The 26,803-nt window shown below is 42.4% G+C and carries 19 protein-coding genes; 10 read left to right on the forward strand and 9 right to left on the reverse strand.

The genetic code is table 11. From position 1 onward, the window contains the following. Window positions 1–78: 78 nt before the first annotated feature. Window positions 79–384, reverse strand: a complete 306-nt coding sequence (locus ACT3QN_RS03725; RefSeq protein WP_444528953.1) for a hypothetical protein — start codon at window positions 382–384, stop codon at window positions 79–81. A gap of 424 nt (window positions 385–808) precedes the next feature. Between ACT3QN_RS03725 and ACT3QN_RS03730 the strand changes: the two genes are divergently transcribed. The 5 genes from ACT3QN_RS03730 to ACT3QN_RS03750 all read left to right on the forward strand — a co-directional run bounded on the left by ACT3QN_RS03730 (window position 809) and on the right by ACT3QN_RS03750 (window position 5,674). Then, window positions 809–2,110, forward strand: coding sequence for a glutamate-5-semialdehyde dehydrogenase (locus ACT3QN_RS03730; RefSeq protein ID WP_444528954.1), 1,302 nt, complete (start codon window positions 809–811; stop codon window positions 2,108–2,110). A 122-nt stretch (window positions 2,111–2,232) separates the two neighbouring features. Further along, window positions 2,233–2,985, forward strand: coding sequence for a ribonuclease domain-containing protein (locus tag ACT3QN_RS03735; RefSeq protein WP_444528955.1), 753 nt, complete (start codon window positions 2,233–2,235; stop codon window positions 2,983–2,985). A gap of 1 nt (window position 2,986) precedes the next feature. Next, window positions 2,987–3,337 (forward strand): barstar family protein, encoded by a 351-nt coding sequence (locus ACT3QN_RS03740; protein WP_444522169.1) that lies wholly within the window; start codon window positions 2,987–2,989, stop codon window positions 3,335–3,337. 162 nt (window positions 3,338–3,499) lie between these two features. Beyond that, the gene (locus ACT3QN_RS03745; protein WP_444520989.1) at window positions 3,500–4,774 is read left to right on the forward strand and encodes a sodium/glutamate symporter; all 1,275 of its coding nucleotides are present in this window, start codon (window positions 3,500–3,502) and stop codon (window positions 4,772–4,774) included. Window positions 4,775–4,975: 201 nt separating this feature from the next. After that, window positions 4,976–5,674, forward strand: coding sequence for a ZIP family metal transporter (locus ACT3QN_RS03750; protein ID WP_444528956.1), 699 nt, complete (start codon window positions 4,976–4,978; stop codon window positions 5,672–5,674). Between the two features lie 114 nt (window positions 5,675–5,788). On the opposite strand, the gene ACT3QN_RS03755 is transcribed toward ACT3QN_RS03750, so the two are convergent. From ACT3QN_RS03755 to ACT3QN_RS03770, 4 genes are all read right to left on the reverse strand, one after another. Next, entirely contained in the window at window positions 5,789–7,324 is a 1,536-nt protein-coding gene (locus ACT3QN_RS03755; protein WP_444522172.1) for an alanine/glycine:cation symporter family protein, read from the reverse strand. A gap of 430 nt (window positions 7,325–7,754) precedes the next feature. Then, window positions 7,755–9,011, reverse strand: coding sequence for a serine hydroxymethyltransferase (glyA, locus tag ACT3QN_RS03760; protein ID WP_444520992.1), 1,257 nt, complete (start codon window positions 9,009–9,011; stop codon window positions 7,755–7,757). A gap of 449 nt (window positions 9,012–9,460) precedes the next feature. Beyond that, entirely contained in the window at window positions 9,461–9,961 is a 501-nt protein-coding gene (locus tag ACT3QN_RS03765; RefSeq protein ID WP_444528957.1) for a chorismate--pyruvate lyase family protein, read from the reverse strand. An 86-nt stretch (window positions 9,962–10,047) separates the two neighbouring features. Then, window positions 10,048–11,397, reverse strand: coding sequence for a GNAT family N-acetyltransferase (locus ACT3QN_RS03770; protein ID WP_444528958.1), 1,350 nt, complete (start codon window positions 11,395–11,397; stop codon window positions 10,048–10,050). A 607-nt stretch (window positions 11,398–12,004) separates the two neighbouring features. On the opposite strand from ACT3QN_RS03770, the gene ACT3QN_RS03775 reads away from it, so the two are divergent. After that, on the forward strand, window positions 12,005–14,224 hold the full coding sequence (locus tag ACT3QN_RS03775) for an NADP-dependent isocitrate dehydrogenase (protein WP_444526589.1): 2,220 nt from the start codon (window positions 12,005–12,007) through the stop codon (window positions 14,222–14,224). 248 nt (window positions 14,225–14,472) lie between these two features. Here the strand turns inward: ACT3QN_RS03775 and icd are convergent, their stop codons facing one another. Then, window positions 14,473–15,732: an NADP-dependent isocitrate dehydrogenase gene (gene icd / locus ACT3QN_RS03780; RefSeq protein WP_444528959.1), complete on the reverse strand. Its 1,260-nt coding sequence runs from the start codon at window positions 15,730–15,732 to the stop codon at window positions 14,473–14,475. Window positions 15,733–16,169: 437 nt separating this feature from the next. On the opposite strand from icd, the gene ACT3QN_RS03785 reads away from it, so the two are divergent. Then, window positions 16,170–16,784, forward strand: coding sequence for a pseudouridine synthase (locus ACT3QN_RS03785; protein WP_444522178.1), 615 nt, complete (start codon window positions 16,170–16,172; stop codon window positions 16,782–16,784). A 212-nt stretch (window positions 16,785–16,996) separates the two neighbouring features. Then, window positions 16,997–17,842 carry a CopM family metallochaperone gene (gene copM, locus ACT3QN_RS03790; RefSeq protein WP_444522179.1) on the forward strand — a complete coding sequence of 282 codons (846 nt, stop codon included), beginning with the start codon at window positions 16,997–16,999 and terminating at the stop codon, window positions 17,840–17,842. A gap of 148 nt (window positions 17,843–17,990) precedes the next feature. On the opposite strand, the gene ACT3QN_RS03795 is transcribed toward copM, so the two are convergent. Further along, window positions 17,991–20,021 carry a M61 family metallopeptidase gene (locus ACT3QN_RS03795; protein ID WP_444528960.1) on the reverse strand — a complete coding sequence of 677 codons (2,031 nt, stop codon included), beginning with the start codon at window positions 20,019–20,021 and terminating at the stop codon, window positions 17,991–17,993. 324 nt (window positions 20,022–20,345) lie between these two features. Between ACT3QN_RS03795 and ACT3QN_RS03800 the strand changes: the two genes are divergently transcribed. Further along, window positions 20,346–20,831 carry an FKBP-type peptidyl-prolyl cis-trans isomerase gene (locus tag ACT3QN_RS03800; RefSeq protein WP_444528961.1) on the forward strand — a complete coding sequence of 162 codons (486 nt, stop codon included), beginning with the start codon at window positions 20,346–20,348 and terminating at the stop codon, window positions 20,829–20,831. 495 nt (window positions 20,832–21,326) lie between these two features. Here ACT3QN_RS03800 and ACT3QN_RS03805 read toward each other — a convergent pair whose 3' ends face one another. Then, window positions 21,327–23,537 (reverse strand): carboxy terminal-processing peptidase, encoded by a 2,211-nt coding sequence (locus ACT3QN_RS03805; RefSeq protein WP_444529074.1) that lies wholly within the window; start codon window positions 23,535–23,537, stop codon window positions 21,327–21,329. A 448-nt stretch (window positions 23,538–23,985) separates the two neighbouring features. On the opposite strand from ACT3QN_RS03805, the gene nagZ reads away from it, so the two are divergent. Continuing rightward, window positions 23,986–25,077, forward strand: a complete 1,092-nt coding sequence (gene nagZ, locus ACT3QN_RS03810; RefSeq protein WP_444522181.1) for a beta-N-acetylhexosaminidase — start codon at window positions 23,986–23,988, stop codon at window positions 25,075–25,077. A gap of 128 nt (window positions 25,078–25,205) precedes the next feature. On the opposite strand, the gene ACT3QN_RS03815 is transcribed toward nagZ, so the two are convergent. Further along, a complete protein-coding gene (locus ACT3QN_RS03815; protein ID WP_444528962.1) occupies window positions 25,206–26,792 on the reverse strand; it encodes an OmpA family protein in 1,587 nt (528 codons plus the stop codon). Between the last annotated feature and the right edge of the window lie 11 nt (window positions 26,793–26,803).

Below are 26,803 nucleotides of genomic sequence, written 5' to 3' on the forward strand. Positions count from 1 at the left end.
CACTTTAGAATACGAGACGTTGTGTTATCTGATAACTGTCTTTTAAAGTATGCAGTTAATGTGCTTTATAATATGCAACTAGTACGTTGACACGTGTTCTGAGTCTTCGGTGCCATCTAGCATATCTGTGTCTTCTGCTGTTGCAACTGCCACATCGTCGTTATTAGTAACGTCGATACCCTCATCATCGGCACTAGCCACAGCCACATCATCAGATTCACTCGCTGACGCAGTTTCTTCTACAGAAGTTTGCGCATCCACTGTAGTATCTGTTTCAGTCTCCATTGGCGTTTCGTCTTGTTTACCGCATGCACTTAGTGCCAGTGCGCTTGCTACCAAACCAACTGTCATCCAACTCTTAATTGTCTTGTTTGTAGTAGCCATGTTCACTCTCCATCATTCATTATAATAAGATTAAGTACTAGCTATAAATAGCCTTGCTGCTTTAGTACTTACTATACTGAGGATATGCTGTAGCTACCTTAGTATTTACATCGCAATTCTGTTAAAAACACGTAAAGATATAGTGTAGTACTGATAACGCGCCTACTTTAAAAAATCTATTTAACATGAATAATATGCTTTCAATAGGTACGTATAAGATTGTTGCAACGCGGCTTCTATTCACAAAATCAACTTTACTATCGGCCTCATCTGCTCTATGTTAAATAGCATAATGACCTATCACTATCTAAGTAGGCATTCAAAACTTCTTTTTGCGACATTTTTCGCCTGTTTAGGGACTCTTACCTATATAAACTGAGCGCCTTTATTTAAGAAAACCTGTATTACATAAGGAAAATAATTTATGAGTCAATCAAATACCACGGATATTACGACCTATATGCAGTCTGTCGGTAAGCAAGCAAGAGCTGCTTCTCGCGCACTCGCTGCTGCCAACACTGGTGATAAGAACTCAGCACTCATGGCAATTCATGATGAGCTGGTCAATGCCAAACAAGACATTTTGGCTGCCAATAAAATCGATATGGACAATGGTCAAAAAAATAATCTTGATAGCGCACTCCTCGATCGCTTGGAATTAAACGAAGCGCGATTCAACGGTATGCTTCAAGGTCTTAAAGACGTCGCTGGACTTCCTGATCCTATTGGTGAAGTCACTGACATGACCTATCGCCCATCTGGTATTCATTTGGGCAAAATGCGTGTACCACTGGGTGTGGTCGGTATGATTTATGAGTCACGTCCTAACGTAACGTTAGAAGCCGCATCGTTGGCGCTCAAATCAGGCAACGCGATTGTCTTGCGCGGTGGTTCTGAAGCATTTGAATCTAATCAAGCGATTGCCAAATGCATTATCAAAGGACTTAGTCATACTGACCTATCGGAACATAGCGTACAGGTGCTACAGACGACCGATCGTGCGGCCGTTGGCGAGCTAATTACCATGACTGAATATGTCGATGTTATCGTGCCACGTGGTGGTAAAGGTCTGATTGCACGTATTAGTAACGATGCTAAAGTACCTGTGATTAAGCATTTAGATGGTAACTGCCACACCTTTATCGATAGTGATGCAGATGCTGAGACTGCTATCAAAGTTAGTGTCAACGCCAAAACGCATCGCTACGGTACTTGTAATACGATGGAGACACTCCTAGTTGATGAAGCAGTCGCTAATGAGCTATTGCCTAAAATTGCAGAAGCTATTGTGGAAGCAGATGATGCCATGCAACTACGCCTCGATGACCAGTCACAAGCCATTTTAAATGAAAACGCCAAACTTGAAGGTCATCTATCAACTGCTACTACGGAGGACTGGGATACTGAGTATTTAGCCCCTATCCTAGCGGTAAAAGTAGTCTCAGGTATTGATGAAGCAATTGAGCATATCAATACGCACGGTAGTCATCATACCGATGTTATCATTACAGATAACTATACCAAGTCTCAACGATTCATCCGTGAAGTGGATTCGGCCAGTGTGATGATTAACGCTTCTAGCCGCTTCGCTGATGGTTTTGAATACGGACTCGGCGCTGAGATTGGTATCTCAACGGATAAGATCCATGCTCGTGGCCCTGTTGGTCTCGAAGGTCTGACTTCACAAAAATGGATTGTTTATGGTCATGGCGAAACTCGTGCGTAATTACGCCAGTATCGACTATCTGTAAAGGTAATCAGAAACGTCAGCAATTATGCTGGCGTTTCTTCGTTTAAATCATACGTATTTGAGTTATAGACGTTTACACTATAGGGAGCGTTACAAACATGCAAAGTGGCAAGATTAAGCACTGGAATGAAGATAAAGGCTATGGATTTATCGATGTAGATAATCAAAATGAAGATGTATTCTTTCATATTAGCAAAGCACGATTAGCAAAGCCTATAACGGTTGGACAAGGCGTCTACTTCAACAGTACCCGTAATGACAAAAATCAATTGAGAGCCACTGAGGTAACCTCATCTTCGCTGAGCCTTGATCAAGACACTGCATCAAATGCTCCAAACTATACACCTACTCACACTAGCAAAAATAGCCATCGCAGCATTCACAACTCAAACCGCAGCAGTCAAAATAGCAATCGAAACAAGAAAAGCCCGCTATCTACCTTATTTAGCCTCATTGCTATTATCGCAGTCGCGTTTTATTTCTTTGATGATATAAAGTCGACTGCTTTTTCGGATGGCGCAACGCCCACCGCTATATCTCAAACTTCATCAGGCAGCTCAAACCAAGCGCCAGCCTCTTCCGTCACGGGTGATGCACAAATAGATAAGACCATAATGCTGATCCAGCAAGGTGGACCCTTCCCTTATCCAAACAAAGACGGCACGACTTTTTATAATCGTGAAGGCCGATTGCCTACTCAGTCTCAAGGCTACTATCGTGAATATACCGTACCCACCCCTGGCGTATCACATCGCGGTGCACGGCGTATCGTCACTGGTGGCTATCCACCTACCGTTTATTACCTAACTGTTGACCACTATGACAGCTTCAAAAAACTGGACGTAAAATAATATGAGCCAAGCCATACATTATATTAAGCAAGACCACATTAACCAAAACGGTACAGCACTTCATGCCAGCATTCCAACTGAGGCTGTTACCATACGCGTGGGTGATTCACTTGATAAAACTGCCTTACTATCCAGTCTGGCTACAGCCTGTGATTTCCCCAGTTATTTTTCACATAACTGGGACAGTGCATGGGACTGTTTGACTGATAGTGATGTCCGTCATTTGATACTAGATCTGACAGTTATAAAAAAAATAAACACTGAGGATTTTAATGTCTTTAAAGACATCATTGAAGAGGCTTATCAGACGTTTAGCAAGCCGCAGCTATGGATTATTGTGCCGCTTGAATAGAAACTGTCTGCATAGGTATTGTCTACATAGCTACTTGTCAGTGTACTGGCCGAGTGTTTGACACACCCACATACTCAATCATGAATACAACAACCTGAATTCGAGATAAAGCCACATTTATCCCGAATTCAGGTTACTTCATTTTATAGAAAGGATTAACCTATGGAGATTACCTTAAACGGTTATTACACTCTGATATTGGCCACCTTGGTGCTCTTGCTTGGGCGCTTTTTGGTAAGAAGAGTCAAGTTTTTAGAAGACTTTAATATTCCAGAACCTGTTGCTGGTGGTTTGGTCGCGGCAATTGTTGTCTATGCTCTCAATATGGTTTGGGGATATAGCTTTAATTTCCATCAAGGTTTACAGACAGCTACCATGCTGATGTTCTTTGCTTCTATTGGGCTAAGTGCTGATTTTAGTCGATTGAAAGCAGGTGGTACGCCTTTATTGATTTTCACTATCGTCGTTTCCTTGTTTATTGTCTTACAGGACATCGTTGGTGTCGCTATGGCAAGCGCGTTAGGTCTAGACCCACTGCTCGGTTTGGTTACAGGTTCTATCGCTTTAACAGGTGGTCATGGTACGGCAGGCGCTTGGGGTATTACATTAGAACAAGACTATGGTGTGGTCGGTGCAACGACACTTGGTATTGCGGTTGCTACTTATGGTTTGGTCGCGGGTGGTATCGTTGGTGGTCCTGTTGCCCGTCGCTTGATCAATCGACTTGGCCTAAAACCAACGCCAGCCAATCCTGATCCTAGTGATATCGAAAAAGTTGCTGGTGCGCAGTCGTTGTATAGTACCAAGCATGATGAAGAGTCTGCTAATAGCAATAAAGATATCTTTGAAAGACCTGATAGCATGCGCTTTATTACTGCTTCTTCCACCATCGAGACTTTGGCGCTATTTGCAGCGGCCTTGGCGTTTGCCGATGTGATGACCATGGTGGCTGAAGGTACATGGTTTGAGCTTCCTACGTTCGTATGGGCACTAGCAGGCGGTGTCATCATTCGCAATGTGCTAACGATGGTTTTCAATTTTGATATGTTTGACCGTTCGATTGATGTATTTGGTAATGCTTCTTTGAGTCTGTTCTTAGCAATGGCACTGCTGTCTTTAAAACTATGGCAGCTCACTGATTTAGCAGGCCCTGTACTAATCATATTGGTTGTACAGACCATTATTATGATTATCTACGTCTATCTGATTACCTTTAAAATTATGGGTAAAGATTATGACGCGGCTGTATTATCGGCAGGTCATTGTGGTTTTGGTATGGGTGCGACACCGACAGCGATTGCTAATATGCAAGCGGTCACCGATCGCTATCTGCCTTCGCCTAAAGCGTTCCTAATCGTACCAATGGTAGGTGCATTCTTTGTGGATATCGTTAATGCCACGATACTGCAGATATTTACCAAGTTGCCATTTATGTAATATGCAGGTTATGTAACGCCAGAAGCTATTTAGTTGAACTTAAAAACTCAAAACCTCAACTTATATGGTTGGGGTTTTATTTTGCGTGCAGTTTTATCCAACGCGCACAGCACGTAAACGCTACCTGCCTGTTACGCAAACTATAATGTCTTAAGAACCGCGAACCGTTATCAATAGGTGTAGCTAAAAAAGGAACGTACTATGTTGATATTTGCAGTTATTATCGTGGTATCAGGTGCACTTATTGTAGGTGCTCTTTGGGGCTTATACGGACACTTGCCTAGCTGGATAGAAGGCAACTTGCTTGCTATTGCAGGTGGTGCGCTAATGATATCTGTGGTGATTGAGTTGGTACAACCTGCTGTGACAGAAAGCGGCGTTTTGATAACAGCAGCCTTTACGCTGATGGGTGCGCTGGTGTTTGCTGGTACTGATTATCTGATTGATGAAAAACTGAACTCGAAAGGCGGTGCTGGGCTGTTAGCGGCTATCACCCTAGATGGTGTACCCGAAAACCTAGCGCTGGGAGTGTCTTTGCTAAGCGGTAATGTGATGCAAGTTGCTGCATTGGCTGGTTCTATTTTATTGTCTAATCTACCAGAGGCAGCGGGCGGCGCCAAAGAAATGCGTAAAAACGGCAACAGTCATAAGCAGATACTAATGCTTTGGGTTGGGGCGGCAGTCTTATTGTCGCTTGCAGCTATTCTAGGTAAAGTACTGCTCAAAGACGTTGATGAAGGTGTGATCAGTGCCATCGACTGTTTTGCAGCTGGCGCTGTGATTGCGTCACTTGCGACTGAAGTATTTCCGACGGCTTTTAAACGAGGCAATCATTGGGCGGGTATCAGTGCAACCATTGGCCTGATATTGGCATTGGCATTAAGCCAGCTTAGTGGCTGATATTCTATTATCAGCTTGATGGCTTACTTATAAACCCCTATAACAAAACCGCCTAGCAAAAGCTAAGCGGTTTTTTTGATTATCAAATTATAATAGAGTGTTCCACCAAACCCATTATTTATACTTCTTAATTTCGCCACTCTTCACACGAGCAACGAAAGATTGAACTTCTTTTTTCACAACTGGCATTAAGAAGTACAAACCGATGATGTTAAAGATAGCCATAGCAAATAAAGCTGCATCTGAGAAGTCGATAACAAAGCTAAACTGTACGATGGTACCGATAATGACGAAGACTAAAAAGATAAGTTTGTATATTATCTCGCCAGCTTTACCTTCACCAAAGAGGTAAGTCCAAGCTTTTAGGCCATAATATGACCATGAGATCATCGTTGAGAAGGCGAACATTATTACAGCGATAGCTAAGAAGTACTGAAAAATTGGCGCTGTTTGCATAAAGGCGGCACGGGTTAGATCCACACCAGTAATAGCTTGCGTTTGCAAGTTTGCGGCAGTGTTCACCCCTGAGATAGTAATAACAAGCGCTGTCATAGTACAGATAATAACCGTATCAATGAAAGGCTCTAACAGCGCTACCAAACCTTCAGTAGCAGGCTCTTTCGTTTTTACCGCTGAGTGAGCAATAGCAGCTGAACCAACACCCGCCTCGTTAGAGAAAGTTGCACGTTTCAAACCTTGGATTAATGCACCAATAAAACCACCAGCCACGCCAGCACCCGTGAAGGCACCCGTAAAAATCTCACCAAAGGCGGCGCCGATATGATTAAAGTTTGCAACCAGTACGATGACACTCATTGTGATATACAATAAAGCCATAAAGGGAACGACTTTTTCGGTAACGGTTGCAATACGAGGCATACCACCGATGATAACCATACCAACTAAAAATGCTAAACCGATACCAAAGAATATACTGTAATCCGTTGGAATGCTAAAAGTAGAGCTCATGACTGCAAAGGCTTGGTTACCCTGAAACATGTTACCAGCACCAAAAGTCGCCAATATAGTCATGAGTGCAAAACCAACGGCTAACACCTTACCAAACCCGCCCATACCGCGTTCAGCCATACCGCGGCTTAAGTAATACATAGGTCCACCCGATACAGCACCAGAGGGCAATATCGTACGATATTTGACACCTAACGTACACTCTACAAACTTGGATGCCATGCCGAACAGGCCAACCATAATCATCCAAAAGGTAGCACCAGGTCCACCAATGGCGAGTGCCGCACCCACACCTGCAATATTACCAAGACCAACGGTACCTGATAGCGCAGTCGCTAAAGCTTGGAAATGACTAACTTCACCTTCTTCTTTAGTAGCAGGGTTTGGATCAGTATATTTACCTCTGACAATATCTAGAGATAGTCCTATGAGACGAAACTGAATGAAGCCAAAGTAGAAAGTAAATATGAGTGCTGCAACTAATAACCAACCTACAATGAGCGGAAAGCTGACATCACCAAGAGGTACTGAGAAGAAAATAAGATCGACGAACCAGCCAAATATATTGGCCATAAAGGCATCAAGGCCAGCACCAAATGCGGCTAAACCTGATTGTTCTGCTGCTTGCGCAAAAGTAGTACTGAGCAATAGCATCGTTGTAACTAAATATTGTCTTTTCATGTAAATTCCTTTATTGAAAATAATATTCATATAATCATTTACAGCGATACTGATACAAAGTGTAATTATTTATTACACTTTGTATCAGTATTATTACTAAATTCTCAATATCGACTATATACTAATACTTTTACATAAACAAAAATATTTTTATATTTTTCTAAAAGAATATCAACTTAGTGCTCTGAATTTGATAACCAAAATGAGTCAGGCTCACTATATATATCAAAAATTTTGGTCGTTTTTCCTAGTGTAAACAATAGACTTAAATATAGTTAAAAGTGCTAAATGACAATACCAACACAGGTTTGCGCTTACTGATCTAATATTTAGAAAGAGTAACAACAAAAAAAACCGCCTAGCAGAAGCTAGGCGGTTTTTTGTTATACAACGTTTAATCAACGCCGTCTAAACCAGTACAAAATTAAACTTACTGGTTTTTTTCGTAAACTGGTAACTCTTTGCAGATTGCTTCTACTTTGCCACGTACTTCAGTAGCAACCGCTTCATCACCGCGGCTATCGAGCACGTCACAAATCCAACCTGCCAAGTCGCCCGCTTGTGCTTCATTGAAGCCGCGAGTAGTAATCGCTGGCGTACCAATACGGATACCAGACGTTACGAACGGTGATTTTGGATCGTTTGGTACAGCATTCTTGTTCACAGTGATGTGAGCTTCGCCAAGCCATTTGTCCGCTTCTTTACCAGTCATTTCTTGCTTAACGAGACTAATCAGCATTAGATGGTTTTCAGTACCGCCAGAGATAACTTCATAGCCGCGCTCTTGAACCACTTTTGCCATCGCTTGTGCGTTTTTCACTACTTGCTGCTGATAAGTAGAAAAGCTGTCTTCTAACGCTTCTTTGAAACAAACCGCTTTAGCAGCGATAACATGCATTAATGGGCCGCCTTGGTTGCCCGGGAACACAGCAGAGTTTAGTTTCTTAGCAAGTACTTCATCACGAGACAAAATCATACCTGAGCGTGGACCACGTAGAGTTTTATGCGTCGTCGTTGTAACCACATCAGCAAATGGTACTGGGTTTGGATACACACCGCCCGCAACTAGACCAGCAACGTGAGCCATATCGACCAATAAATACGCACCTACTTCGTCAGCGATATCGCGGAAACGCTGCCAATCGACTACTTGTGAGTATGCCGAAAAACCAGCAATAATCATTTTTGGCTTGTGCTCACGTGCTAGAGCATCTACTTGGTCATAATCAATAAGACCAGTACCATCTACCAAGCCATACTGAACCGCATTGTAGTTCAAACCCGAGAAGTTGATGTGCGCGCCATGCGTCAAGTGACCACCAGCGTCTAGGCTCATGCCTAGTACGGTGTCATTTGCTTCTAGCAATGCTAGAAATACCGCTGAGTTTGCTTGGCTACCAGAATGTGGCTGAACGTTCACATATTCTGCACCGAACAACTCTTTAGCACGGTCAATCGCCAATTGCTCAACCACATCCACATGCTCACAACCACCGTAGTAACGCTTGCCAGGATAGCCTTCTGCGTATTTGTTGGTAAGGTCAGTACCTTGAGCTTCCATTACTGCCTGTGAGCAGTAGTTTTCAGAGGCGATAAGCTCGATGTGGTTTTCTTGACGAACGCTTTCAGCGGCCATCGCTTCAGCAAGTACTGGATCAAAATCTTTGATAGAAATATCTTTAAACATAGTGATGTCCTAAGTAGTGACTGTCATTAAAAAACGTCATTGAAAAGAAGCTTATAGCCTGCCCACAATAAAACAACTACTGCGTCAACGTCGCTCGAAGTATGCTTGATACCTCTGCACGCTGTTTTTCTGTAATCTGTTTTATGGTATGACCATTATTGTGAATGGAGTCTATTAGCAAAGATTAAAATAAGAATAAATACAGACGAGTGACCTGTTATCAACTTTACTGATTCGTCAATAAAACCGATGTACATTTACGTCGATATCATCACGAAAGCTCAAGTGTAACATGAAAATTTGTACTGCGAACGCAAAAAAACCTCACCTTAAGATGAGGGAATTAAATGACCATATAACATAGATAAATAGCCAATAAAATAAAGTATTTACCTGCTTAAAATTTTCGCTAATTTCCCTTTCTGTGCTGATTTAGGCATAAAATATTTTTACAGGCCGCTAGATAAAAAGGTAGGTAAGAACGTTTCGCTAATCATGAGCGTGCGACCATACCAATCATAACGCGTTTGCCGTTGCCAACCGTCACTCATATGACTGATAAAACGCTCATTTGGCAAAGTACGTTTACGCTTAAATAACACGTAGCCGATAGGCGTATTTTTCAAATGTTGCAGACGGCGTGATTGACCTTTTAAGCTATTCAAAGGAAAGATACTCTGTGCTTGCACCCACGGCGCTTCATCATTGCCATACAACTGAACTTCACGTACCCATGCTAGCAGTGGACGATTGAGCATCATACCTTGTACGCCCAGCTGCCTTTTCTGTCTTAAATTTAACGAACGATAGCCTTCAAAGCTGCGTTTTACACGCAGCGGTTGCCCTGCCTTCTCTTCTAATATAGCAGTGAGAGAGCCTTCGGCATTTAGCCAAGGTATAAGTTCAGTAGGAGGTAGATCGCTAATGGAGCTGAAAGAGTTGCTGGTCATAGTTTATGGCGAGTATTCTTTAATGATTGTTTGATAGTTAGAAGATGTTTGCAAATAGAAGCAAAGTTAATAAAAGCTGATTACCGTTATGAGTCCTTGCCATCAAATTCAGGCATGTTGTCTGCATTAAAAGGTAAAGCTTCGAATGCCTGCTGACGATACTGCGCCATATGCATCCGGTCTCTGGTACAAAAATCACCAATCGCTGGTACAAAACGCGGATCATAGATACGGTGGATAGAGTGTGTCGTCGTTGGAATGAAACCACGTACCAGTTTATGCTCACCTTGCGTACCTGGGTCGAAAGACATTAATCCTTGCTCAATAGCGAACTCAATACCTTGGTAATAGCACAGCTCAAAATGCAAGCTGTCATACTCGCCTAGCGCACCCCAATAACGACCATACAAGGTGGTATTATTATCAACATCAATACTATCGCTATCAGGTTTATCATATAAGAACAAACTACTCGCGATAATCTCACCACTGGCATCGAGTGCTTGCGCAAGCATTATATGCTCAGGCATGCTCGCTGCCAATGCCATAAAAAAGTCTACAGTCAAATAAGGTTGTTGTCCGCGTACTGCATAGGTCATCACATAACAATGATAAAAAGCCTTCCAGTCAGCATCACTAATAGCATCACCGCATTTTCGCTGACAGCTAATACCTTGCTCGGCAACTTTACGGCGCTCAGCCCGAATGGTTTTTCGCTTTTTGGCTCTTAAGGTCATTAAGAACGCATCAAAATCTGCAAATGGCTTGCTGTCATTAAGTAAGTCTTTATTTTGCCATAAGAACTGGCAGCCTTGTCGTTCAAATATCGGTAGCTCAATAGCAGCTGACTCTACGCCGCTTTCTTGAGCAGCTATCGCAAGCTCCACATCAATTTCAGTTGACATAGATGTAGTGGCAATAGAAGCTAAACCAGGTGTCACAAACAGTCCATGCCAACTTGAAGCACCTACTTGTTGAGCGATATCATCGATACCTGCCATGGCAATTTTTAGGATGTCTTCGCTTAAAGTTTCACCTTTTGCCAGCCAAATTCGCTGACCAGTAATCGGTGTGTATGGTGAACTAGTGACCAATCGCGGATAATAATCAACACCGTAGCGCGCATAAGCTTCAGCCCATGCATGGTCAAATACAAATTCGCCGCGATGATGACCCTTTATAAATACTGGCATGACAGCCACAGGTTGCAATGTATCTTCTGCCGCGCTAGCTACTAGCGTATCGGTGCTATCAGTAGTGTCGTCGACACGATGTACCAAAATAAATATTGGTAGCCACCCTGCTTGCTCACCAATTGCCCCTGTATCAGTCAGTGCTTGCCAAAAAGCGAATGACATAAAAGGAGTATCTGGCGTCTGCCACTCTGTTTGGCTCTGCCAGCTGGTGTCATTAATCAGCGCATACTCTAAACTCATATTCACCGCCACTATTATAATCGCTATATATTTATCGATAACCAATTTATTGATGACCTAGACTAGCAAATTTTTACGACATTGCTGTCACAATTTGCAAAAACTTATCTGCACCCAACAAAAAACCACCAACGATAACGCAGGTGGTTTGTACGACTGCACTCATGAGCAGAAAAAACAATATAAAACGTCATGAAAAAACAGTAGTTGTATGGAAAAGATGATATCGAAGCCGATGACTGATAGAATAAGGTCGTTATTAGCTTAGTATAATTCGAAACCGTAGGATACGAGCTAAAACAGTATACTTAGTTCATGGTATACGATTGACATCCTATCAGATTTATAGTGGATTGGTTATAATGTAGCGTCAATGACTCACTTTTAGGCAATTTTGCACTGACTGTTAACCTGTTGCCTTGAAATGCTTTATTCATGAATATTATTAAAAGAAAATATCTTATCTGTCTTAAAAATTTCTAAGAAGCTACATATGAAGTACTTGTTCTAACCATATCATTGATTATTGCATAGTATCATTGACGCATATTCAGCACTATATTTGAGCTTTATTATTAACTACAGCCTAAAGGAAGATCTCACTAAAATGTCAAAAATTATTTATACAAAAACTGATGAAGCCCCAGCGCTGGCGACTCTGTCGTTCTTACCTATCGTCGAAGCGTTCACTAAAACGGCAGGCGTTGAAGTTGAAACCAGCGACATTTCTGTTGCAGCGCGTATATTGGCCGAATTCCCTGAATACTTGACCGAAGAGCAACGTGTTCCTGACAACTTAGCTGAGCTAGGTCGTTTAACTCAAGATCCAAATACCAACATCATTAAACTGCCAAACATCAGTGCTTCTGTACAGCAGCTAAAAGCTGCTATCAAAGAATTACAAGGTAAAGGCTACGCAATTCCTGACTTCCCAGAAGATCCGCAAACTGATGAAGAAAAAGAGCTACGCAAGCGCTATGGCAAAAGCTTAGGCAGTTCAGTGAACCCAGTACTTCGTGAAGGTAACTCAGATCGCCGTGCTCCTAAAGCCGTCAAAAACTATGCACGTAAGCATCCACACTCTATGGGTGAATGGAAGCAATGGTCAAGCACGCACGTATCACACATGCATGGTGGCGACTTCTACGATGGCGAGCAATCTATGACGTTAGACAAAGCTCGTACTGTACGTATGGAGTTGTTGCTTGATGATGGTACTCAAAAAGTATTAAAGCCTAAACTTGCTTTGCTTGATAAAGAAGTCATCGATCTGATGGTCATGAGCAAAAAAGAACTGCTAGCGTTTTATGAGCGTGAAATGGAAGATTGCCGCGAAGCCGGTATTTTGTTCTCACTACACGTAAAAGCGACCATGATGAAAGTCTCGCATCCTATCGTGTTTGGTCATGCAGTTAGAATCTACTACAAAGAAGCCTTTGAAAAACATGGCGATTTCTTTGATGAGCTAGGTATCAATGTCAATAACGGTATGGCGGATCTATACGACAAGATTTCAACGCTACCAGCTTCAAAACGTGAAGAAATTGAGCGTGACCTACATGCATGCCAAGAGCATCGCCCACGTCTGGCTATGGTTGACTCTTCGAAAGGTATCACCAACTTCCATTCACCAAGCGACGTAATCGTTGATGCTTCTATGCCAGCAATGATTCGTTCTGGTGGTAAAATGTGGGGCGCTGATGGCAAAATGTATGACTGTAAAGCAGTAATGCCAGAGTCTACCTTTGCTCGTATTTACCAAGAAATGATCAACTTCTGCAAATGGCATGGTAACTTCGATCCAAAAACAATGGGAACTGTTCCTAACGTTGGCCTAATGGCTCAAAAAGCGGAAGAATATGGCTCACATGACAAAACGTTTGAGTCTAGTGATGCTGGTATTGCACGTATTGTCGATATAGATACTGACGAAGTATTACTTGAGAAACGTGTCGAGAAAGGTGACATCTGGCGCATGTGTCAGACCAAAGACGATCCTATCCAAGACTGGGTAAAACTTGCCGTACGCCGTGCTCGTGAATCAGATACGCCTGTTATCTTCTGGTTAGACCCATATCGTCCACATGAAAATGAGCTGATCAAAAAAGTTAAAATGTATCTGAAAGACCATGACACTGAAGGCTTGCACATTGAAATCATGTCTCAGGTTCGTGCGATGCGTTATACTCTAGAGCGTGTTGCTCGTGGTCTAGATACTATCTCTGCCACAGGTAACATCCTACGCGATTACCTAACTGACTTGTTCCCTATCCTAGAGCTAGGCACCAGTGCCAAGATGCTATCAGTTGTACCATTAATGAAAGGTGGCGGTTTGTTTGAAACTGGCGCTGGTGGTTCTGCACCGAAGCACGTTGAGCAGCTTACAGAAGAGAACCATCTACGTTGGGATTCACTCGGTGAGTTCTTGGCCTTGACGGTATCTTTGGAACATTTAGCAAACAACGACAACAATGCTAAAGCTCAAATCTTGGCAGACACGCTAGATACAGCAACAGAAAAACTGCTGTTAAACGACAAATCACCATCACGTAAGACGGGTGAATTGGACAACCGTGGTAGCCACTTCTATCTATCAATGTACTGGGCAGAAGAGCTTGCTGCGCAAGACCAAGATAGCGAGCTAAAAGCGCAATTTACACCATTCGCGCAAAAGCTAAAAGAAAACGAAGAAGCTATTGTTAAAGAACTTAACCAAGCTCAAGGCAAGCCAGTAGATATTAAAGGCTACTACTACGCTGATGAGGAATTGGCTAAGAAAGCAATGCGTCCAAGCGCTTTGTTCAACGAGACACTAGCATCACTATAGTTTTAAGTGATGGCTCTTAAACCATTAAGCAAAATCGCTTTTGGTTTTTATAGCTAGAAGCGATTATGCGAGTTTAAATCTAAGTAAAAAACACCTCAACCGTCTTAGAACGTTGAGGTGTTTTTTATGTAATGTCTAAAAGCTTTATAAAGAGTGAAATGAAAAAGCCACCTATGTGAGTAGATGGCTTTTAATACATAATAACTGGTACAGAGTAATAAAATAAAATGCTTAGAGCTTAAGTAGTCTTAGGCTTCCATATGCTTAATAATCGCCTTACCAAATTCCGAAGTACTTAGTAAAATAGCATCTGGCATCAAGCGCTCAAAATCATATGTGACTGTCTTATTAGCAATCGCGCCTTGGATACCACTGATGACTAAATCAGCTGCTTCCGTCCAGCCCATATCACGAAGCATCATCTCAGCAGACAATATCAATGAGCCTGGGTTTACTTTATTTTGACCCGCATATTTAGGCGCAGTGCCGTGTGTCGCTTCATAAACAGCGATTGCACCACCCTTGTTTGCACCTGGCGCAATACCAATACCGCCTACTTCAGCCGCTAATGCATCAGAGATATAGTCACCGTTTAGATTGAGCGTCGCCACTACAGAATAGTCTGCAGGACGCATCAAAATCTGCTGCAAAAATGCATCAGCGATGACATCTTTAATAATAATATAATTACCTGTTTTTGGATTTTTCATGGTCATCCATGGACCGCCATCTAATGGCTCTGCACCAAAACGCTCTGCTGCCAGCTCATAGCCCCAGTCTTTAAACGCGCCTTCTGTAAACTTCATGATATTACCTTTGTGCACTAGGGTCACATTTGGTAGATCATTATCGATGGCATGCTGAATCGCTTTACGTACTAGGCGTTGCGAGCCTTCTTTTGAGACAGGCTTGATACCGATACCGCATTCTTCAGGGAAGCGGATGCTGGTCACACCCATCTCCTCTCTTAAGAAATTGATAACTTTTTTGGCATCATCGCTGCCCGCTTTCCACTCGATACCCGTGTAGATGTCTTCTGTGTTTTCACGGAAGATAACCATATTCGTCAGCTCTGGATGCTGTACTGGACTTGGCACGCCTTCAAACCAGCGTACGGGGCGTTGACATACGTATAGGTCAAGGTTTTGACGTACCGCGACATTTAATGAACTAAAGCCACCACCTACTGGTGTGGTCAATGGACCCTTGATACTAATGACGTAGTCTTTTAGAATCTCTAGCGTCTCGCTTGGCAAATAATCGCCGTCATACACTTTTGCTGCTTTTTCACCAAGATAAGTCTCCATCCAAATGATAGACTTCTTGCCGTGATATGCTTTATCAATTGCAGCATTGACTACTTTTATCATGACAGGTGTAATATCTACACCGATTCCATCACCTTCCACAAACGGAATGATCGGATGGTTAGGAACATTTAATGTGAGATCTGCGTTTACGGTCACTTTTTCGCCGTCTCTTGGCACGATAACCTTATCATATGACATAGATGATACTCCTTGGTTGTATGTTGGACGTCGCAAGTGAACTTAACACTTTATTATGCTAACCGTTTTATTGTAGTTGTAACGCTCTAAGCGCTTACCAGACAAGCAAAGCTTTGATGAGTACGATACTTGCGACATTGATTTTAACAATATTGAAGATAGTTTTACGTTAAAAAATCAAAATAAAGACTCAATTAATGTTTGTCGCTTGCAGACAGTAGATTTTTTCCCATTAAAAACATAAATACCACTATCAGAATACGGATTTAGGATAACAGCAAATCTATACAAGCGCTGTCCTACTTTTGTAGCAGGTCATGTAGCATACAGCACATTAAATATATCGCCCGTAGTCTTGCTGCTTAATCCTAGCTCGGCATCACAAAACATACGCTACAATGATTCATTGTCCATTAAAAACTAGGAAACACCTTTTTATGTCTACTTCTAGTCTCATTTTATTCAACAAGCCTTACGGCGTACAAAGTCAGTTTAGAGATGATAGTAATAACGACCACACCACCCTATCGCAATACTTTACTGACAAGGCTTTGCGAGTCGCTGGTAGGCTAGATGCCACTTCAGAGGGATTACTGATTTTGACCGACGATGGTCGCGTTAATAAAGCAATTACTCATCCGCCAAAAGCAAATGCAGGGCGCAAACAAGGTAAAACTTATTTAGTGCAAGTAGAAGGAATCCCTACTGCTGAGCAACTCAGTAAGCTCAAACGTGGCGTGGTTTTAAAAGATGGTAAAACGCTACCTGCTGAGGTCAAACACGTCAGTGAAGAAGAACTACCGATGGTACTGTGGCAGCGCAATCCGCCAATACGTGAACGTAAAAGCGTGCCGGACTCATGGTTGATAATGACTATTTATGAAGGTAAAAACCGCCAAGTTAGACGTATGACCGCGCATGTCGGTCTACCTTGTCTGCGTTTGATACGTTGGTCGGTGGCAGGGTTTGAGCTAGATGGGTTAGCTGTTGGAGATTTTGTACGCGTTCATCTAAATAGTGATCACTGTCGTCAGCTAGGTATTTCTAGCTAGGTTCTAGTTTAAATGCTTTAGGGTTCAAATATTACCTAGTAGTTCGCGCTGCTTAACTGTGAATATCAAGCTCTAACAGTAATATATTACGACCTATTAAACATAGTGTCTCGAATGAGTAAGGTTTATCTGCTAACATTCAGCACGTAATTGATTATGTATAATAAGTATTATCCATTTATCGTTTGGTTTTTTCACAATAGGGATATGTCATGATTGCTTCTCATCGTTTTTTTTCGTTGGTCACTAGTATTTCTGCGGCGCTCGTATTGAGTGCCTGTCAACCAACGACAGAGAACAGCCAATCAACTCCTGAAGAAGAGACGTTACCACCAGTTACTGACATATCCCATGCCGAACATGATGATATGGTAGATGAGGCTGCGACCAATGATAGCGATGGCAGTGTCAATGATGAGCCTCAAATGAGCGACATGCTCAGAGACTATACGAGATCAATGACTAGAATGCATGATGAGATGATGATTGGTATGGGTTACAACGACCCTGATACTGCCTTTGCTAAAGGTATGCTAGGACATCATCGCGGCGCGGTAGAAATGGCAAAAATAGAGCTCAAGTATGGCACTGACGAAGCGATGCGCCAACTTGCTCAAGAGATTATCACGGCGCAGCAAACTGAAATCGATGTTTTAAACAAATGGCTAGCTAGTCATCCTGACACTGCCAAACCTAAGCCAAATACTATAGCGATGCAGCAAGCATATGCCAACAGCATGGAAAACATGCATGGCGAAATGACTTTGGGCGTATCTGATCCCGTACCTGATATGGCATTCGCACGCGGCATGCTACCGCATCATGTTGCTGCTGTTGATATGGCAAAAGTTCAGCTCGAATACGGAACAGATGAAGAAATGCGTCAGTTAGCGCAAGACGTTATTGATACCCAGCAAATTGAAATTGATATGATGAAAAACTGGATTGCTGCGCTTGAGGCCACAAATCACGACGAATATGATAGCTCTGTCACAAACGATATTGAAAATGATGTCACTGACGATGAAGACCCAGAGCACCAGGCTAAAGAGCAGTAAGCGTATAGATCGCCAACTATTGCCGCTCCAATCATTTAAATTATTCAAACACATAGACAATATTGTAGATTATTAAAAAACCCTCTTCTAAGCATTGTTGCTCGGAAGAGGGTTTTTATATGGCTTGGTATCTACCATATTATCAAAGCTACCGTTTCATGACATTAAGCCACGTCTCCCAACCTGCATTACCTTTTAACTGCTCATTATCATTCTCTAGGACCTTATCTCCTTTTGCTAAGCGTAGGCTTACTTTATGAGGAGATATTGCTCCAGTCATGCTAGTTTTTTCATCTTGTGGTTTGGCTTTAGTCGTCGTTTCAGGTTGAATCTGAACGCACATTAGCTCATCACGACGGAACAAATAGCACTCAACAGAGTGTACTTCATTGACCGAGGCAGTAAGCTGTTTCGTATCCGCTTTGATACCATCAATCGCAATAATAACGTCATGTGCTGAAATACCAGCTCTAGCCGCAACACTATCTCGCACCACACGGTTTACCTTGAGCCCAGCTGGCGTTTCATTACAGCGCATACCCCATGGTACATGCTTGTCAGCGGTTTCTTTCGTATTCTCCTGTATTTTGACGCCGTTTGCCATTAGTAACGCTTCAATTGGAAGCTCTTCTACCCCATTGACGTAACGACGTTCAAAATTTTCCCATTCTGCTAGCGGCATAAATTGCTCAATAACTGAGCCCATATCGGCACTACTGATGCCAATTCGCTTACTATCGTTCTGCTTAGCTTGAGTATAAAAAGCTTTGACTACATCAAACAAGCGATAACGACCGTCACTATTTTTAAGTAAGGTTAAATCCAAACATAAGGCTACCAACGCCCCTTTATTATAGTAGCTAATTCCCGCATTACCTGTATTTTCATCAGTACGATACAGCTTAATCCAAGCATCAAAACTTGACTCTGCCACACTTTGATTGCCACGCCCTGGAGTCTGATAGTAGCGATTAATTTGCTCGGCTAGTAGTCGTAGATAATTGGCTTTATCAATCACACCCGATGCTTGCAACATAAAATCATCGATATAAGATGTAAACCCTTCAAATACCCAAAGTAATGGTGTAAAGGCCTCACGGCGCAAATCAACATCAATCATAACATCAGGACGCACCGTCTTCACCCACCATGAATGAAAATACTCGTGACTACATAAGCCTAAAAATCGCTGATAATCTGTACTTGGTAATTTGGGCTCACTGGTACTTGGTAAGTCATTGCGCGGGGTAACAAGGCTAGTAGAATTGATATGCTCAAGCCCGCCATAGTCTTGACCACTAGCAAAGGTCATAAACGTATAATCATCAAATGGCGTATCGCCTAACCAATCTACGTAGGACTGACAAATTTGAGTAATATCCTGCTGCAATCGACCTAGATTGGCACTCTGCTTACCTGATAGATAAAAACTATGATGTATCGTCTGATGCTCACTATCATGAATAATAAAATCAAATTTTTCTTGTTCTGCGATTTCGAATGGATAGTCAATCAACTCGTGATAATTAACCGCCTGTAATCTGTAAACGTGCTGATTATCCACTTGCTTGCTGTCTCTATTCTGTTCATCAGACTGTAGATACGTAGCGTCCAAACCGCAAGCCAATAGTACTTTACTACTCTCTTTATCTACAAAAAAGGTATCAGGCACAATCAAGCTGACTTGAACAGGCGCTTGCTCTTGTCCTTCGACAGCTAGCGCAAGTGAGGTGAAATTACCATAAAGACGTTTCTGATCGACATAGGCCGTACGCACAGACAAATCATAGCAATAGACTTCGTACTCGACGATAACCGTCTGTCCTGCTTGTAAAACTGGTAGCTGCCAAGTGTTTTTGTCCGATTTTTGCGCACGATAAGTCTCTGACTGCTTATCACTATCTGTTGTTTGAGCCTCTACTATTTGATAATGTACCGCGGTGATGTTTCGAGCAAACTCGCGCATCAAATAACTGCCAGGTATCCACGCTGGTAACCAAAGCTGCGGAGCATCAGATATTGCTGTAAAGCTCAGTGATACGTCGACTAAATGCTCGTAGAAACGGGCAAAATTAAATTGATAGCTTATATTAGCCATCGTTTTAGCTTTAGCATCATCATAATTAGTTGAAACATTGCTCGCTAGTTGTTTATCAATGGTATTAGCAAATGCAGTCATCGTATCTCTCGTCCTTATTTTTATAATTATGCTAGAAGTCCTGCTCTAAAAAAGCAACTCTTAAACTAGGAATAGCCAATAGCTATGCATTAACTATAGAAAATAGCAGTTATTATTGTAAATTGTGGCATTAATTGGCATTTTTTATGTTTTTTGCCTTGAAAGTTATATATGCCATCTCAATTAAAGATGCTAACTGCTAAAGTTACTTTAATAAACTGATGATAATTGACTAATGACGTGGCCTTTTGGCTTATAGATTGGCTTTTTTAGGTTTATTGCAACCGTATTTAATTTTTTACATAGATATATTTAGGATATTTTATGACTACTATCGCAAAAAACACTGCCGTCAAATTCAATTACACACTAAAAGACGACGAAGGCAATATCCTTGACCAGTCACCAGAAGGTCAGCCACTTGCTTATCTACATGGTCACAGCAACATCATTCCAGGTCTAGAAACACAACTAGAAGGCAAGTCTGCTGGCGAGAAAGTCAATGCAGTTGTTGAGCCTGCTGACGGCTATGGCGAGTATCAAGAGCAAGCAGTACAGCATGTACCACGCGAAAACTTCCAAGGCGTTGAAGACATTCAGCCTGGTATGCAGTTTCAGTCAGAAGCTGGCGGCCAAGTCATGTTGGTTACGGTAACTGCTGTAAATGATCAAGAAGTTACTGTTGATGCAAACCATCCGTTGGCTGGTAAGCGTTTGACATTTGATGTTGAAATCCAAGAAGTACGTGCAGCAACTGAAGACGAACTAAACCATGGCCATGTACATGGCGCAGGTGGCGTTGAGCACTAATCTCTTTTAGAGAAGAGTTAAAATAGTTAGATGATAAGTTATTAAATTTATCATCTAAACTAAAAGGCCAGTAGCCGATAAGGTTACTGGCCTTTTTTATGCTTACTTATTACGTATACATTATGATTCAATTTAAACACATCCGCTTAACCAAAGACTCTGCTATAAAATCACTAATGTCCAGACGTAACAAAGCCGCATAACGACAAGCGTCATGCGGCTTTTATTACCAACTATCCATGTTAGTGTTACGTGACACCTAATCCCGGGGCATCTCATAACTGACAGGCATCCAGCCTTATCATCCTTAATCAGCAAACTACTTATCCCTAGTGCGACCTTTAAGATACCAATCCCTAGTATCAATGAACCGTTTCGTTCAATCGTGCCGTACAGTTATAGTCGCAGATTGACCCATCATTAGTAAGAGGTCTAAGCGTCAATCTATGTAAGCATATGCTTACATAGATTACGTAACGCAATAATAACTTCACATTATAGCTGCTCTTCAGGGCTAAGCATTGTTTTAGGTTCCGCGCTAAGCATAAGATAAGCAGCCTCATTGATAAACGCCTCATCCTCTGGTAGTTCTGGGCGCTCAGCGGCTTTCATACGGCTACGCTCTTCAAATTTTGCGTCCATCGCTGCCTGATAAGTATTCCAGTTAGCGTACGGGCGCTCACCAGTTGCGATAAGACGTTTATTCTCTGCTTCTAGCGAGCGTTTTTCAATTAGTTGCATTTTCGCTCGGCGGCTATTGATATCTAAACGCACAGGTTTCTTTTCATCTTCCATATCACGAATATCATTCAACGTCGACAGATACGTAAACTGTGGATTTTTTTGTTGGCGAACTTTAGACTGCTGATTGAGCGTCGCCAACGTATCACTGGTGAACTTCCCTTCAGGCTTATACGGCGCTGTTTTGATCGTATCCCAAGGTAATGCTTTTTTCTGAGCGCGCTCGCCAAAGGTTGCATCATCATAGATATTGACTAGCTCAACATCCGGTACGACTCCTTTATTCTGTGTACTACCGCCAGTGACACGATAAAACTTACGCTGAGTTAAAGTGGCAGAACCTAATGCTAAACTATCGAGCTGTATCTGTGCAGAGCCTTTACCAGTCGTCGTACTACCAACCACTAGTCCACGACCATAGTCTTGAATAGCAGCAGCAAATATCTCACTGGCTGATGCCGATGCTAAGTTGGTAATGACGGACATTTTGCCATCATACAGCTGCTCGCCGCCATCATTGTCACGGTATACTTGAATATTACCGCGATTATCACGAATTTGTACTAGTGGTCCGCTCTTGATAAAGAAACCTAGCATCTTGGCAACTTCATCCAATGAACCACCTGGGTTGTTTCTCAGATCAACCACTAGGCCATCAATATCCTGTTTATTCAATTCTTTTAGCGCATTTTCGGTATCGATACTGACACTACGATAATCTTCACCGTTACGACGTGCTTGATAGTTGAGATAAAAGCTTGGAATCTCAAGTACGCCAATACGCTTCGGCATCTTATCAAGATTAGGACGCTGAACCTCTACCACACGCTGAGTAACGCCTGATTCTTCTTGCTGAATAATATCACGCACCACCGTGACCGTACGGGCGCTAGCATCTGGCGTGTTAGGCTGACGTAGTTTGAGCGTGACCGACGTACCGCGTTTACCGCGAATCAAACTAACAATTTCACGTGTTGACCAACCAACCACGTCCGTCATAGTTTCACCATCTTTGGCGATACCAACGATCAAATCATTGGGCTTGATTTGACCCGACTTGGCGGCTGGACCACCATCGACTAAAGTCACAATACGAGTATAGTCGGGATTTTTGCGGTCTGGACGAATAGAGACACCGATACCTTCTAATTGAAGACTGGACTGGATTTGCAATTCAGTCGCTTGAATCGGTGCATAGTAATTACTGTGCGGATCATAAGTCAGCATCGCCGTATTTAAGATAGTCTCCATTATTTCATCATCTTTGAGACGCTTAAACTGTTCTTGTTGACGTGATAAACGATTTTGTAAAATCTCATTTGGCGTACGCTCATCGTTACGTACCAAGTCTTGTCCACGAGTAATATCAGGATTGCTTAAAAACACTTTCTCTTTAGCTTTTTCGTCTTCTTGACCGAGCGTAATACTCATCAACTGGAACTTTAGCTGACGTTCCCAATAATCACGCTGCTCTTTTTTAGTTTTGAAATGGCCAAGTTTTTCACGATCAAGAATAATTGTGTCATCACCTGTCAGATCAATATCTGTTTTGAGCATCTTGGTGGCCATAGCAAAGTACTCGTTTGAGCGTTTGCGGTAACGATCATACACTTCTACCCCTGCAGACAGATCACCTTGTTTTAGACGAGCACCAAAGTCTTCAGCGTGTTTTTTCTTAAGCTCATCGACATCAGACTGTAAAAACAGCGTATGGTTTGGGTCAAGAGTATCGATATACATTGATAGAATTTCACTACCAGTCTTGCTATCTAAAGGCTGATTGAGGTAATGACTACGGTCCAGCAAAGCCGCTACTTGACGGGTTGTAACCTTTTGCTCAGGGGTCTGAACGAAACTTCCCGTATTGGTTTCTGCGACTGCAGTACTGTAGGTTTGGGTCAGGATAATACCAGCGATGCCCACTGACGCTGCACTGAGTAACCACTGTGCTGGTTGTTTTTTCATCATATGTACCTAGTTATTTGAAGTTAATAGTATTGGATAATTCATCAGAATCAAAAATACTTGAATCTGTTATGATCTATAAATGCTGTGTTTTTTATTCTTATACTTTATACATTATTAAATACTGATATATAGTCAAAAATCAATCAATATTATCACGTACATGAATACTGAACTGTCTCAAACTGTATAAGCAATCTTACACGCTACGTCTGTACATACCAATCTTTCTATCACTTTTGTCGCATATAGTAATTGAAGGCTATCACCATCGATATGATGACTAAATTTAATGTCTATTTGCCCCCAATAATCTGCCGCATTATGCTCAATCAATAATAGCTGTCATAATAAGAAATCTGAACAATGACTGATAAGCGATAAGATAGCCATATATCGACAGTCACCCTCACAATATAACGATGTATAAAACAATAAGGATTACGCAATGTACGGCGTCTTAATGATAGATATCGATAGTACCGCTTTGACCGCTGAAGATGTCAGCTTGATTAAACAAGCACAGGTCGGCGGAGTCATATTGTTTGGTCGCAACGTCACAGACGCCGCCCAAGTTAGAGCACTGTGCGACGATATACGTTATCACAATCAAGACATACTTATCGGTGTGGACCAGGAAGGCGGACGAGTCGCGAGATTGCGTGAAGGTTTCACGCCATTACCCGCTATGGGTCGACTGGGTGAACTATTCAATCAAGATCCAAATCAGGCACTTAGCTGCGCCTATGATTGCGGTTATCTGATGGCAGCTGAAGTATTGGCTGTAGGCATCGATTTGAGTTTTGCACCCGTACTGGATAGAGACGGCATTAGCCAAGTTATCGGTGACCGCAGCTTTCATCATGAGCCGCAAACTATCACTGCGCTTGCAACACAGTTTATGCGCGGTATGAAAGCAGCTGGCATGGCAACGACTGGTAAACACTTCCCCGGTCATGGTGCCATCGCTCCTGACTCTCACGTATCAGAAGCCATCGATACGCGTAGCTTAGATGAAATCATCAATAGCGATATGCAACCTTTTGCCCAAACGCTACATCATCTGGACGCACTTATGCCAGCACATGTGATATTTTCGCAAGTAGACGACAAGCCAGCTGGTTTTTCTAAAATTTGGCTAAAAGATATCATTCGAGATAAGCTCAAATTTGATGGCGTACTTTTCTCTGATGATTTGTCAATGGCAGGTGCAAAGGCGGCTGGTGATGTCAGTGCTCGCGTAAAAGCGGCCATTGATGCTGGTTGTGATATTGCGCTGGTATGCAACGATCGTGTGGCTGCTCATGAGGCTGCTAAAGCAGCGCAAGATCTACCTTACCCTAATCAGCAACGTATCAAAACCATGTGCGGCACTGTACCAACATGGCAGGGTGATCTTGAATCTACCTGCCAGCAGTTTGAGTACTGGCAGCAAGCCAAACAGAATGTTACTCAAACTTTTTTTAGCGCTCAAACTGATGCGCAGACTCTCAATGTTCAGACTACTAAAGAATCAACAGATCCTACGCTGTATAAATAGTAGCTTGTTCAGTTGTCATTAAGCAGCATACAAAAAACCGCACCTTTGTTAGATGCGGTTTTTATTATTTAGCTGCTACTGTCTAACTATGTTCAAAACTAGCTATGTTCAAAATCGAAACATATAGATTAGTTGGTTGGGTCTACTGCAGTACCTTGGGTAGCATCATCGCCATCTGGCAACAAATCATCGTTATTACTATCTAATGGGTTCATATCTGGATCTAACGAATCACCATCTATCATTATGCCATCTTTTGCATCGACAACTTCGTCATTAACTAAAAACTCAATACGGCGGTTACGGAAGCGACCTTGTTCGGTGGAATTATCCGCGATTGGTTCTGATTCGCCCATACCTTTAGTATTTAATTTAGCTGCATCAACTCCTTGAGATACCAGATACGCTTTTACTGAATCGGCACGCTCTTGAGACAGCTCCATATTATAGCTATCAGAGGCTTGGCTGTCTGTGTGACCGACAATCATGAGCTTCATGTCAGGTACATTATTGATAATTTCTGCAGCACGGTCCAATAGTGCCTTATTGACTTCAGGAATAACCGATTCATCTACTTGGAAATTAATCACTTGAATACTCAAAGCGCGGGCAACATCACGTGGGTCTGGGTTTTCACCAAGATTGGTCATCGCAACATCGGCAGCAGCAAGACTATCATCAATCTCGCCTTGTATGTCTAATGGGCCTTCAGCTTGGACTGTCATAGCAGGAGCAGCTGCTTGCAAGTCAGTAACTAGCTTATCCAGTGCATCTTTGTCAGGCGCATTGACAGTTATATTATCGCCTTTGATAATCATGCTCGCATTCGGTACATTTTTGACAATTGGTAGTATCGTGGCCAATTGAGCGGATGCTGGCATATCTACTGCAAAGTTATCGTCAACATCAGCGCGACACTTGTTTGCTTCGTCACCAAACGCCCCAGTTAATGCATTCATTACGTTGGTTTGTAGTGTCTCATCACCAACGCTCATACGACAAGCATACAGTTGGCTATTCTCACCAGTTGCGATGCTTAACGATGCAGGCTCTACATCTCCAATGACTGATGCCGATCCATCAGTGGCAGCTGCTTGTTGCGTTGCCACGGCAGGCGTTGCCACAGGTTCTGGGTTTTCTTGACAGCCTCTTAGCAGCGCCCAAGCCAATGCCCCTAAGATAATCAAACCAATAATCGGTAATAGCGCTTTCATGAAGCTACCCTGCTCCTCTTCCTCTTTCTGTAGCGGTGCAGTACTGGTAGTATCTGAAAGAGGGGTACTTGTTGCAGCAGCTGCGCTAGCTGGTAATACTCTGTCTGCCCATGCAGGGATATGGTGCTGATAGCTATTTAAATTATTACTCAAAAACTGCGGTACTGGTATACTACCAGCTAAACTTTTGATTTCATGAAAAGCCAGTGGGGCTGCCATCGTAATCAAACCACGTGATGCGGTTGCGTCGACGTTATGTTTCCCTGCCAATTCACGAGAGATTTGGTCGCGGTGTGCGCCCTCTGTCCATACACGGTCATAAAAGGCATTGTCATCACGAGCGATATTTTCATTGGCAAAACGGCTAAAAGTATCGTTGTCTGCAAGACGAGCCGCAAAAATCGCATAAAATTGTTCTAGTAAGTTTTTCTTAGCAGGACTTCCGCCATCTTCTAATACTGCGGGACTAACGGTACGTGTCAAATGACTAATAATATCCATAATGTAACCCT

Source organism: Psychrobacter sp. AOP7-C1-14 (assembly GCF_052376135.1).
Classification (GTDB): Bacteria; Pseudomonadota; Gammaproteobacteria; order Pseudomonadales; family Moraxellaceae; genus Psychrobacter.

What these genes read in the sequence shown, in the direction of transcription:
- ACT3QN_RS03745 (WP_444520989.1), top strand. Translation starts at nt 3,500, where the DNA reads ATGGAGATTACCTTAAACGGTTATTACACTCTGATATTGGCCACCTTG.
- copM (WP_444522179.1), top strand. Translation starts at nt 16,997, where the DNA reads ATGATTGCTTCTCATCGTTTTTTTTCGTTGGTCACTAGTATTTCTGCG.
- ACT3QN_RS03815 (WP_444528962.1), bottom strand. Translation starts at nt 26,792, where the DNA reads ATGGATATTATTAGTCATTTGACACGTACCGTTAGTCCCGCAGTATTA.
- ACT3QN_RS03805 (WP_444529074.1), bottom strand. Translation starts at nt 23,537, where the DNA reads ATGAAAAAACAACCAGCACAGTGGTTACTCAGTGCAGCGTCAGTGGGC.
- ACT3QN_RS03765 (WP_444528957.1), bottom strand. Translation starts at nt 9,961, where the DNA reads ATGACCAGCAACTCTTTCAGCTCCATTAGCGATCTACCTCCTACTGAA.
- ACT3QN_RS03730 (WP_444528954.1), top strand. Translation starts at nt 809, where the DNA reads ATGAGTCAATCAAATACCACGGATATTACGACCTATATGCAGTCTGTC.
- icd (WP_444528959.1), bottom strand. Translation starts at nt 15,732, where the DNA reads ATGTCATATGATAAGGTTATCGTGCCAAGAGACGGCGAAAAAGTGACC.
- ACT3QN_RS03795 (WP_444528960.1), bottom strand. Translation starts at nt 20,021, where the DNA reads ATGACTGCATTTGCTAATACCATTGATAAACAACTAGCGAGCAATGTT.
- ACT3QN_RS03735 (WP_444528955.1), top strand. Translation starts at nt 2,233, where the DNA reads ATGCAAAGTGGCAAGATTAAGCACTGGAATGAAGATAAAGGCTATGGA.
- glyA (WP_444520992.1), bottom strand. Translation starts at nt 9,011, where the DNA reads ATGTTTAAAGATATTTCTATCAAAGATTTTGATCCAGTACTTGCTGAA.
- ACT3QN_RS03755 (WP_444522172.1), bottom strand. Translation starts at nt 7,324, where the DNA reads ATGAAAAGACAATATTTAGTTACAACGATGCTATTGCTCAGTACTACT.
- ACT3QN_RS03785 (WP_444522178.1), top strand. Translation starts at nt 16,170, where the DNA reads ATGTCTACTTCTAGTCTCATTTTATTCAACAAGCCTTACGGCGTACAA.
- ACT3QN_RS03750 (WP_444528956.1), top strand. Translation starts at nt 4,976, where the DNA reads ATGTTGATATTTGCAGTTATTATCGTGGTATCAGGTGCACTTATTGTA.
- ACT3QN_RS03800 (WP_444528961.1), top strand. Translation starts at nt 20,346, where the DNA reads ATGACTACTATCGCAAAAAACACTGCCGTCAAATTCAATTACACACTA.
- ACT3QN_RS03740 (WP_444522169.1), top strand. Translation starts at nt 2,987, where the DNA reads ATGAGCCAAGCCATACATTATATTAAGCAAGACCACATTAACCAAAAC.
- ACT3QN_RS03770 (WP_444528958.1), bottom strand. Translation starts at nt 11,397, where the DNA reads ATGAGTTTAGAGTATGCGCTGATTAATGACACCAGCTGGCAGAGCCAA.
- nagZ (WP_444522181.1), top strand. Translation starts at nt 23,986, where the DNA reads ATGTACGGCGTCTTAATGATAGATATCGATAGTACCGCTTTGACCGCT.
- ACT3QN_RS03725 (WP_444528953.1), bottom strand. Translation starts at nt 384, where the DNA reads ATGGCTACTACAAACAAGACAATTAAGAGTTGGATGACAGTTGGTTTG.
- ACT3QN_RS03775 (WP_444526589.1), top strand. Translation starts at nt 12,005, where the DNA reads ATGTCAAAAATTATTTATACAAAAACTGATGAAGCCCCAGCGCTGGCG.